12 protein-coding genes are annotated in these 9,966 nt (G+C 70.3%); 10 read left to right on the top strand and 2 right to left on the bottom strand.

From position 1 onward, the window contains the following. Positions 1-278: 278 nt before the first annotated feature. The 10 genes from ACWEIJ_RS05775 (at position 279) to ACWEIJ_RS05730 (ending at position 7,805) form a co-directional block, all read left to right on the top strand. Positions 279-1,715, top strand: coding sequence for an RsmB/NOP family class I SAM-dependent RNA methyltransferase (locus tag ACWEIJ_RS05775; RefSeq protein WP_449836009.1), 1,437 nt, complete (start codon positions 279-281; stop codon positions 1,713-1,715). 138 nt (positions 1,716-1,853) lie between these two features. Continuing rightward, positions 1,854-2,084, top strand: a complete 231-nt coding sequence (locus ACWEIJ_RS05770) for a hypothetical protein (protein WP_449836008.1) — start codon at positions 1,854-1,856, stop codon at positions 2,082-2,084. A gap of 95 nt (positions 2,085-2,179) precedes the next feature. Next, positions 2,180-2,677, top strand: coding sequence for a flavoprotein (locus ACWEIJ_RS05765; RefSeq protein WP_449836007.1), 498 nt, complete (start codon positions 2,180-2,182; stop codon positions 2,675-2,677). A gap of 26 nt (positions 2,678-2,703) precedes the next feature. Further along, positions 2,704-3,354 (top strand): ribulose-phosphate 3-epimerase, encoded by a 651-nt coding sequence (rpe, locus tag ACWEIJ_RS05760; RefSeq protein ID WP_449836006.1) that lies wholly within the window; start codon positions 2,704-2,706, stop codon positions 3,352-3,354. Positions 3,355-3,368: 14 nt separating this feature from the next. Continuing rightward, positions 3,369-4,352 carry a bifunctional diaminohydroxyphosphoribosylaminopyrimidine deaminase/5-amino-6-(5-phosphoribosylamino)uracil reductase RibD gene (ribD, locus tag ACWEIJ_RS05755; protein ID WP_449836350.1) on the top strand — a complete coding sequence of 328 codons (984 nt, stop codon included), beginning with the start codon at positions 3,369-3,371 and terminating at the stop codon, positions 4,350-4,352. Between the two features lie 8 nt (positions 4,353-4,360). Then, positions 4,361-4,975, top strand: a complete 615-nt coding sequence (locus ACWEIJ_RS05750; protein WP_449836005.1) for a riboflavin synthase — start codon at positions 4,361-4,363, stop codon at positions 4,973-4,975. Beyond that, the gene (locus ACWEIJ_RS05745) at positions 4,972-6,234 is read left to right on the top strand and encodes a bifunctional 3,4-dihydroxy-2-butanone-4-phosphate synthase/GTP cyclohydrolase II (protein WP_449836004.1); all 1,263 of its coding nucleotides are present in this window, start codon (positions 4,972-4,974) and stop codon (positions 6,232-6,234) included. Before ACWEIJ_RS05750 ends, ACWEIJ_RS05745 begins: the two co-directional genes overlap by 4 nt. Continuing rightward, a complete protein-coding gene (ribH, locus tag ACWEIJ_RS05740) occupies positions 6,231-6,728 on the top strand; it encodes a 6,7-dimethyl-8-ribityllumazine synthase (RefSeq protein ID WP_355438999.1) in 498 nt (165 codons plus the stop codon). The genes ACWEIJ_RS05745 and ribH overlap by 4 nt, the downstream gene beginning before the upstream one ends. Then, entirely contained in the window at positions 6,725-7,156 is a 432-nt protein-coding gene (locus ACWEIJ_RS05735; protein ID WP_449836003.1) for a PH domain-containing protein, read from the top strand. Before ribH ends, ACWEIJ_RS05735 begins: the two co-directional genes overlap by 4 nt. 1 nt (position 7,157) lies before the next feature. Further along, entirely contained in the window at positions 7,158-7,805 is a 648-nt protein-coding gene (locus ACWEIJ_RS05730; RefSeq protein WP_449836002.1) for a dihydrofolate reductase family protein, read from the top strand. On the opposite strand, the gene ACWEIJ_RS05725 is transcribed toward ACWEIJ_RS05730, so the two are convergent. Both ACWEIJ_RS05725 and ACWEIJ_RS05720 read right to left on the bottom strand, forming a co-directional pair. Then, a complete protein-coding gene (locus ACWEIJ_RS05725; protein ID WP_449836001.1) occupies positions 7,802-8,227 on the bottom strand; it encodes a DUF1761 domain-containing protein in 426 nt (141 codons plus the stop codon). The two genes, ACWEIJ_RS05730 and ACWEIJ_RS05725, sit on opposite strands and share 4 nt — an antisense overlap. Positions 8,228-8,387: 160 nt before the next feature. Further along, entirely contained in the window at positions 8,388-9,842 is a 1,455-nt protein-coding gene (locus ACWEIJ_RS05720) for a S8 family peptidase (protein ID WP_449836000.1), read from the bottom strand. Positions 9,843-9,966: the final 124 nt, after the last annotated feature.

Genomic DNA, 9,966 nt, shown 5'->3' with positions numbered 1-9,966 from the left:
GCGTGCGGTTGGTGCGTGTTCGTCGTGGTGGAGTCGGGAAGTGCGTCGCGTGAGCGGCTGTGGTGCGGGGTCCTGGGGCGTGGGGTCCTGGGGCGTGCGGCTGGTGCGTGTTCGTCGTGGTGGAGTGAGGAAGTGCGTCGCGTGAGCGGCTGTGGTGCGGGGTCCTGGGGCGTGAAGTCCTGGGGCGTGAGGTGCCGGGGATCGCGGGTGCGTGGTGCCGCGGTCGTCGGTACGGGTTCGGTGCGTGTTGTTCGTGGCGGAGCAAGGGAGCTCATCGCATGACCGGCTATTCGCGAGGAGCCTCCAAGCCTTCCCGTCCGCGCAGGCCGCACCCGCCGCGGCGGCGCACCGGGCCCTCACGGCCACCCGTGGAGGACCCGGCACGCCTTGCCGCGTTGGAGACGCTGCGGGCGGTTCGGCAGCGCGACGCGTACGCGAACCTCGTGCTGCCGCAGTTGTTGCGCGAGCGTCGCATCACTGGCCGTGATGCCGCGCTGGCCACCGAGCTCACCTACGGCGCGGCGCGCGCTCAGGGGTTGCTCGACGCCGTGATCGAGGCGTGCTCCGACCGCCCGCTGTCCGAAGTGGACGGTTCGGCGCTCGACGCGTTGCGGCTCGGTGCGTATCAGCTGCTGCGCACTCGAATTCCGTCGCACGCGGCGGTCGCCTCCACCGTCGACCTCGTGCGGGCCGAGCTCGGGTCCGGGATCGCCGGGTTCGTCAACGCCGTGCTGCGTCGCGTCGCCGAGCAGGACGAGGCCGCGTGGGTCGACGAGCTCGCGCCCGACCCTGACACCGACCCGATCGGCAACCTCGCCTTCACGCACGCGCACCCGCGGTGGATCGCGCAGGCGTTCGCGGAGGCCCTCGGCAGCCGGGACGAGCCGCTGAAGCGCGCCCTGGAGGCCGATGACGCCCGGCCCGCCGTGCACCTGGTGGCACGGCCCGGCGAGGTCAGCGCCGACGAGCTCGCCGCCATCACCGGTGGTGACGTGGCGCCCTACTCGCCCTACGGCGTGCACCTGGACGCCGGGGCGGGCGACCCGGGCGATCTCGAGCCCGTCCGGGAACGCCTCGCCAATGTCCAGGACGAGGGCAGCCAACTGTGCGCACTGGCCCTCACACGCGCGACCCTAGAGGGCACTGACGACCGCTGGCTGGACCTCTGCGCCGGTCCGGGCGGCAAGGCCGCCCTGCTCGCCGCACTGGTCGGCCTCGAAGGTGGCGAGCTGATCGCCGTCGAGAAGGCACCCCACCGCGCCGAGCTCGTGCGCAAGATCACCTCAGGCCTGCCGGTGACCGTGCACGTGGCCGACGGCCGCGAGACCGACTTCGTCGAAGGGGCGTTCGACCGCGTACTGGTCGACGCGCCCTGCACCGGTCTCGGTGCACTGCGCAGGCGCCCGGAGGCGCGGTGGCGGCGCCAGCCCACCGACGTCGGCACGCTCACGAAGCTGCAGCGCGAGCTGCTCACCGAGGCGTTGCGACTGGTGCGTCCTGGCGGCGTGGTCGGTTATGTCGTGTGCTCACCTCATCTCTCCGAAACCGTCGGGGTCGTGACGGACGTCGCGCGGCGGACCGGGGCGGAAGTGCTGGACACGCGGGAGCTCTTCCCGGGAGTTCCGGACCTCGGGGAAGGACCGCACGTCCAGCTCTGGCCTCATCTGCACGGCACCGACGCGATGTTCTGCGCGGTGCTGCGACGCCCTGCCTGAGCGCTCGTGAACGACGGTAGTGGCGCGGTCTGACAGTCCCGGACGGCCGAGGGCGGCTGGCGGACGCGGGGAGAAGCGGGCGGCAACACGGTCGGTGATGTGCGGGACGGTCCGTCACCCGGATTTGTGATGTGCACGGTGACGTGCACGTCGGCCGCCCTCGGCCAGGCTGTGGCAGAGGGTGATCGGGGAGTGGCCGGTGCCCTGGTGGTGGCTCTGGCAACCCCGATCGGGTGGCGATTGCTGGACCGCGACGGTTCCGCGCGGAATCCGGGGCTACCGGTTTTCGCGAAGAACGGCGAGCCGGCCGCATACGCCGACGGCGCCGCGGCGACGGTCACGGCGCCGCCTGACCTCCAGGCGAAGTGACCTGGCGATCGGTTGCCACGCTCGATTTCGCGGCCGATCTCGACGACCCACGCCGGTGATCGTCCACGCGGGACCGGCCGCCTACCATCGGCGCAATGACACGGGGACTGCTGGGACTGGTCGCGTCGGGCTGCGGCGGCGTGGAGACCTGGTTCCGCACGGAGCTCGCCGAACCCGCGAGACGACGCGGCTGGCGGCTCGCCATCACGCTCACGCCGACGGTCGTGCCGTGGTTCGAGGAGGCGGGCGAGCTGGACGAGCTGCAGTCCCTCACCGACCTGGAGATCCGGTGGCAGCCGAGACTGCCGAGCCGGCCGAAGCCCCACCCGACGCCGGACGCGTTCATCTTCGCGCCCGCCAGCGCCAACTCCGTGGCCAAGCTGGCCCTGGGCATCGGTGACAACCAGGCGCTGACGGCGTTGAACGAGGCCATGGGCGTCGAGGGCTGCAGGGTCGTCGTCATGCCGCAGGCCAGCGCGGACAAGCGCCGTCACCCGATGTGGGAGACCCACCTGAAGACCCTCACCGGGGCCGGTGTCGTGGTGGTCACTGACGAGGCTCCCGGCAGGCTGCTCGACCTGCTGGACACCTAGACTTCACCCTTGTGGTCCACACGCCGATGATCGCCCCCAGCATCCTGTCCGCCGACTTCGCGCGGCTCGCCGACGAGCTCGCCGCGGTGCCGACGTCGGACTGGATCCACGTCGACGTCATGGACAACCACTTCGTGCCGAACCTGACGCTCGGCCTGCCCGTGGTGAAGTCGCTGCTCAAGGTCACCGACATCCCGATCGACTGCCACCTCATGATCGACGACCCGGACCGCTGGGCCATCGGGTACGCCGAGGCGGGCGCCTACAACGTGACGGTGCACGTCGAGGCGGCGAACGACCCGGTCAAGCTCGCCAAGGACCTCAGGGCCGCGGGCAGCAAGGCGGGGCTGAGCATCAAGCCGGGCACGCCGCTGGAGCCGTACGTCGAAGTGCTCAAGCACTACGACACGCTGCTGGTGATGTCGGTCGAGCCGGGCTTCGGCGGGCAGAAGTTCATGGCGGACGTGCTGGAGAAGGTCAGGACGGCCCGGCGCCTCGTCGACACCGGGCACCTCAAGCTGCTCGTGGAGATCGACGGCGGCATCAACGCCGACACCATCGAGCAGGCCGCGCAGGCCGGCGTGGACTGCTTCGTGGCGGGGTCCGCCGTGTACGACGCCGCCGATCCCGGCAAGGCCGTCGAGGCGTTGCGCGCTCAGGCAGCCGGGGCGAGGTGACCCCCGAGGACGCGATGGTGCTCGCCATCGCGGAGAGTGAACGGGTGCGGGGCACGACCAGCCCGAACCCGCCGGTCGGCTGTGTCGTGCTGGACCGGCACGGCAAGGCGGTCGGGTTCGGCGGCACCCAGCCACCGGGTGGCCCGCACGCCGAGGTGATGGCGCTCAAGGAGGCCGGCACGAAGGCCCAGGGCGGCACGGCGGTCGTGACGCTCGAACCGTGCTCGCACTTCGGTCGCACGCCTCCATGCACCGAAGCGCTCAGGGAAGCCGGCATCAGGCACGTCATCCACGCCGTGAGCGATCCGAACCCGAACGCGGCGGGCGGCGCGCAACGGCTCGAAGAAGCCGGCATCACGGTCGAGAGCGGTCTACTGGCAGACAAGGTCAGTAACGGACCATTGCGCGCATGGTTGCACTACGCGCGCACGGGACGCCCACACGTCACATGGAAGTACGCGGCGTCGTTGGACGGCCGGATCGCGGCGCGGGACGGCACCAGCCGGTGGATCAGTTCGGCGGCCTCCCGCAAGGAGGTGCACGACCTGCGCACGAAGCTGGACGCCATCGTCGTCGGCACGAACACGGTCAAGAAGGACGACCCGGCGCTCACGGCCAGGGACGACGACGGAATGCCGTTGCCCCGCCAGCCGTTGCCGGTGGTCGTGGGCATGAGCGACCTGCCGGAGCGGGCCAAGCTGCGGGACACGGCACTGCACCTGCGCACGCACGACCCGGACGAGGTGCTGGCCGCGCTCGCCGAACGCGGGATCGTCGACGTGCTGCTGGAAGGCGGTGCGACCGTTGCCGGTGCGTTCCTGCGCGCGGGCAGAATCGACCGCGTGCTCGCCTACGTCGCGCCGGTGCTGCTCGGGGACGGCCCCGCGGCGGTGCTGGACGCGGGCGTGTCAACCATCACGGACGCTGTCCGGCTGACCGTGCAAGACGTCACCATGAGCGGACCGGACTTGCGGATCAGCGCGGTTCCGCAACTTTAGGAGGAGCGGTGTTCACCGGGATCGTCGAGGAACTCGGCCACGTGGTCGCCACGGAGGACCTGCCGGACGCGGCACGGATCCGCGTCTCCGGGCCCATCGTGACCAGCGACGCCAAGCACGGCGACTCCATCGCGGTGAACGGCGTCTGCCTCACCGTCGTGGAGGTCGAGAACGACACCTTCACCGCCGACGTGATGCGCGAGACGCTGGTGCGCAGCAGCCTCGCGAAGGTGGCGGAGGGTGACCGGGTCAACCTGGAGCGCGCGGCCGCGGTCGGTCAGCGCCTCGGTGGCCACATCGTGCAGGGGCACGTCGACGGCACCGGAACGGTGCTGGCGCGGGAGAAGGCCGAGCACTGGGAGATCGTCCACATCGGACTTCCGCCGAAACTCGCCCGCTACGTCGTGGAAAAGGGTTCAATCACGGTCGACGGCGTGTCGCTGACGGTCGTCACGGTATCCGAGGGCGAGTTCACCGTGAGCCTGATCCCGACCACGCTGGACCTCACCACGCTCGGGCACCGGTTGCCCGGTGACGTGGTGAACCTCGAGGTCGACGTGCTGGCGAAGTACGTCGAACGGCTGGCCACCCCGCACCTGCGGGACGACAAGGAGTCCCAGTGAGCACCGACTACTCCGACATCGAGCGGGCGATCAAGGACATCGCCGCCGGCCGGCCGGTCGTCGTGGTGGACGACGAGGACCGCGAGAACGAGGGCGACCTGATCTTCGCCGCTGAGAAGGCGACGCCGGAGCTGCTCGCGTTCATGGTCCGCTACACGTCCGGGTACGTGTGCGTGGCGCTGCCCGAGTCCGTCTGCGACCGCCTCGACCTGCCGCCGATGTACCACACGAACCAGGACCAGCGCGGCACCGCGTACACGGTGACGGTGGACGCGCGCGAGGGCATCGGCACCGGCATCTCGGCCGCCGACCGCGCCCGGACCATCCGGCTGCTCGCCGACCCGACCTCGAAGCCCAGCGACTTCACCCGCCCCGGTCACGTCGTGCCGTTGCGCGCCAAGGAAGGCGGCGTGCTGCGCCGTCCCGGGCACACCGAGGCCTCCGTCGACCTGGCCCGTCTGGCCGGTCTGTCGCCCGCCGGCGTGCTCTGCGAGATCGTGTCGCAGAAGCTCGAGGAGGAGATGGCGCACCGCGACGAGCTGGAGGTGTTCGCCGCCGACCACGACCTCGCGCTGATCACCATCGCGGACCTCATCGCGTACCGCCGCCGGGTCGAGACGCAGGTCGAACGCGTTGCCGAGGCACGGATCCCGACCGCGCACGGCGTGTTCACCGCTGTCGGCTACGACAGCCTGCTCGACGGCATCGAGCACGTGGCGCTCGTGTACGGCGACATCGGTGACGGCGAGGACGTGCTCGTGCGCGTGCACTCCGAGTGCCTGACCGGTGACGTGTTCGGCTCGTTGCGCTGCGACTGCGGCCCTCAGCTCGACGCGGCGCTGGAAGCCGTTGCGGCGCAGGGACGTGGCGTCGTGCTGTACATGCGCGGGCACGAGGGCCGCGGCATCGGCCTGATGCACAAGCTGCAGGCCTACCAGCTGCAGGACCAGGGCGCGGACACCGTGGACGCGAACCTCGCGCTGGGCGTGCCCGCGGACGCGCGTGACTACGGCACGGGCGCGCAGATCCTCGGGGACCTCGGCATCAAGTCCATGCGGCTGCTCACGAACAACCCGGCCAAGCGCGTCGGTCTGGAGGCCGGATACGGTCTGAGGGTGCTCGACCGGGTGCCGCTGCCGATCTCCCCGAACCCGGAGAACCTGCGGTACCTGCGCACCAAGCGCGACCGGATGGGCCACGAGCTGCACCAGCTGGAGCAGTACGAGGCCGTTGTTTCCGCTACGGAGGACCAGGAATGAGCGGCGAGGGCCGTCCAGAGCAGACTCAGCTCGACGGCAAGGGCCTGAGCGTGGCGATCGCGGCCACGCGCTGGCACACCAAGATCACCGACCAGCTCGTCGAGCGTGCGCTGAAGGCCGCCGCCGACGCGGGCTGCGCCGACACGACCGTCGTGCGCGTCGCGGGCGCGATCGAGCTTCCCGTTGTGGTGCAGGAACTCGCACGCCACCACGACGCCGTCGTGGCGCTGGGCGTGGTGATCCGCGGTGGCACCCCGCACTTCGAGTACGTGTGCGACTCGGTGACCGACGGCCTGACCCGCGTCGCGCTGGACGAGTCGACGCCGGTCGGCAACGGCGTGCTGACGTGCGACACCGAGGAGCAGGCGCTGGCCCGCGCGGGTCTGCCGGACTCGGTGGAGGACAAGGGCTACGAGGCGACGGTGGCCGCGATCGACACGGCGCTGGTGCTGCGCGGCCTGCGTCAGCCGTGGACCGAGCGGGGCTTCGAGTGACGACCGTCGTCTTCCGCCCCAAGAAGATCCGCCGGGTGGCGTGGGTGTGCGCGATCTTCCTGATCGCCGTGTTCACCGTGGTCGGGCTGTTGCTGGGCAAGACCCCGACCGGCGTGATCTTCCGCGCCTCCGACCAGGTCGCCATGATCGTCCTGGGCTTCCTGCTGGCGGGCGGGGTGCTGCTGCTGACCCGTCCGCGCGTCACCGCGGACGCCTCGGGGGTCGACGTGCGCAACGTCGTGACGTCCCACCACTTCGAGTGGAACGACGTGCTCGCGGTGAGCTTCCCGGACGGTGCCGCGTGGGCGCGGCTGGAGCTGCCGGAGGACGAGTACATCTCGGTGATGGCCGTACAGGCCGTGGACCGCGAATACGCCGTCTCATCGGTGCGCGCGCTGCGCGAGCTGCACAAGGCCGCAAGGAGCTGACATGACACAGCTGCTGAAGGTGCAGAACTTCTGCGTCTCGAGCGACGGGATCGCCGCCGGCGAGGGCCAGAGCCTCGAGAACCCGTTCGGCCTCGGCGTCAGCCCGCAGCGGCTGTTCGCCTGGGCCGGTGCCACGGCGAGCTGGCCCAACCGCACCGAACCCGGTGGCAGCCGAGGTCTCGACGACTACTTCACGCGGGACTTCGCGCACAACATCGGTGCCGAGATCATGGGCCGCAACAAGTTCGGGCCCCAGCGCGGGCCGTGGACCGACCACGAGTGGCAGGGCTGGTGGGGTGACGAGCCGCCGTTCCACACGCCGGTGTTCGTGCTGACCCACCACGAGCGCCCGTCGATCACGCTGTCCGACACCACGTTCCACTTCGTCGGCGGCGAGCCGGCCGCGGTGCTCGAACGGGCGCGGGAGGCCGCGCGGGGCAAGGACGTGCGGCTCGGCGGCGGGGTCACCACCATCCGCCAGTTCCTCGACGCCGACCTGGTCGACACCCTGCACGTGGCGGTGTCGCCGCTGGAGCTGGGGACCGGGCTGCGGCTCTGGGAGTCACCGGACGAGCTGCGCGACCGCTTCCACCTCGACGTGGTGCCCAGCCCGAGCGGTGTCACGCACCACCTGTTCTGGCGCCGCTAGGTCCAGAGACCGAGAATCGCGCCCGCCAGCACCAGCCCGACGATGTGGTAGCCCGCGCCGATGGCGGCGAACGTCTTGGGCGCGGGCTTCGTCATGTCGTACGTGCCGGTCACGAACATCACCGGAAGCGCGATGCCGAGACCCACGAGAAGGCCGAGCAGGATGCCTTCCATGATGTTGTCGGTGTCCGACGCGGCACCGATCATCGCGGTCGCGAGCGTGGCGACGAAGCAGGTGGCCAGCGGCACGGCGTAGATGCCCGCGCTCGCGTTCTCCGGCGGGTTCAGGTCCCACCCGGCGGCCCGTTGCCAGGCCCGGCCGAAGGCGAACTCCGCGTACCACAGGCCACCTAAGGCGAAGTACGCGATCGTGGCCACGATGACGGCGAACCAGTTCAGGTCGCCGAGCACGGTCAAGCTCATGACGTCTCCCGCGGTGATCAGGGTGACTTGGCATCGCGGGGTGAACGTTCACTGTTACCGGTGGTTCGGGCCCGGACATAACGGTGGCTGATGGATCACGGCCGTATGGTCCGAAGTGGACGAGGGCCGCTCACCGGTAACGGTGAGCGGCCCTGTTCCGTCAGCTCACGGCCTTGAGGGCGTCGATCTCACCCGAGCCGTAGAAGCTGTTGTGCTCAGCGCCTCCCTGGCACGTCTGTGGCTCCCCGCTGTTCTGCGGGAAGCCCGCGTAGATGGACGTGTCCGGGCACGGCAGCGGGTTGGTCGCCTGCTGGAGCTTCGCGGCCGCACCCGCACCGCCCTGCCTGCTCAGCAGCAGCGCGGCCACGCCGGCCACGTGCGGCCCGGCCATCGAGGTGCCCTGCAGGTAGCAGTACTTCGCGCCGTTCTCGACCACCTGACGCGCGCACGGCAGGTTGCTCGGGTACGTCGACAGCACGCGGCCGTTGGGGGCGTCCGCGGTCAGCTGCAGGCGCGCGTCGCCACCGGGCGCGGCGACATCGGCCGTCGAGATGCCGTAGCTGGAGTAGTACGACTTGAACCGCTTGTTGCCCGTCGCCGTCACGCCGATGACACCGGGAACCTCGACCGGCACGACCGCGCAGGCGTTGGTGATCTCCCGTTCCTGCTCGCTGCCGGGCGGGAAGTCGGGGCTGATCACGTCGGCCCGCGGGTGCGACAGGTCGGTGCTGTCGTTGCCCTCGGACGCCACGACCAGCACGCCGTTGGACTGCGCGTAGCGGATCGCCCTGCGCTCGGCCTTCCAGAGCGCGCGCTGGTCGGCGTCGTTGCGGCAGTTGAACAGCCACGGGTCGGCGAAGTAGCTGTTGTTGGTGACGTTGATGCCGTGCGTGGCCGACCACATGTACGAGCAGATGACCATTTCCGGGAAGAAGAAGCCGTCGTCGTTGCTCGTCTTCACGCCGGCGATACGCACGTTCGGTGCCACGCCGACGATGCCGGTGCCGTTGGCGGCCGCGGCGATGGTGCCGGCGGTGTGGGTGCCGTGGCCGTTCCTGTCGTTGCCGACCGTCAACGGCTGCGGTGCGCCACTGGAGCAGTCCGCGCTGCGCGACGCGTCGTAGTTCGGCGCGAGGTCGGGGTGCGTGAAGTCGAGACCGGTGTCGAGGTCACCGACGACGACCTGCCTGCTACCCGGTGTGACCTGGTGCGCCTGCGGCACGTTGATCTGCCGCATGTCCCACTGCAGCCCGGACAGCGAGTCGCCCCACGTGGCGGCGGCGCTCACGTCGGTCGCGCCGGTGTCCTGCTCGGCCTTGACCTGGACGCCGAGCCCGGTCGTCGCGGCGACGCCCTCGACGTTGCCGTTCTGCTTCAGCGCGGAGGCGAAACCACTGTTCGACGACCGGGCCACCAGGACGCCGATCTGGCTGTAGTTCGCGACCACGGTGCCGCCGGCGCTCGCGATGGTGCTCGCGGCGTTCGACGACGAGGCGCCCTCGCGGTAGAGGACGACGAAGGTGGACTCCGTCGCGGCACCGGCCTGGATCGCCGGGGCGACGCACAGAGCCGCCCCGAGACCGGCGGCGGCCAGCAGTGCTCGTGGACGATTCAACAAATGTCTCACCGCTTCCCGTAGTAAGGGTGGTTCACGGGGAAATCGAATCGGTGAGCTATTTGTTACATCACATGCAACGCGCATTCAGGCGATTACGGCGAGGGTAATTCTGTGAATGTGA

The organism is Lentzea sp. NPDC004789 (genome assembly GCF_053601075.1).
The sequence above is the reverse complement of the archived record's forward strand: the minus strand, read 5'-3'. Positions and strand labels throughout refer to the sequence as shown.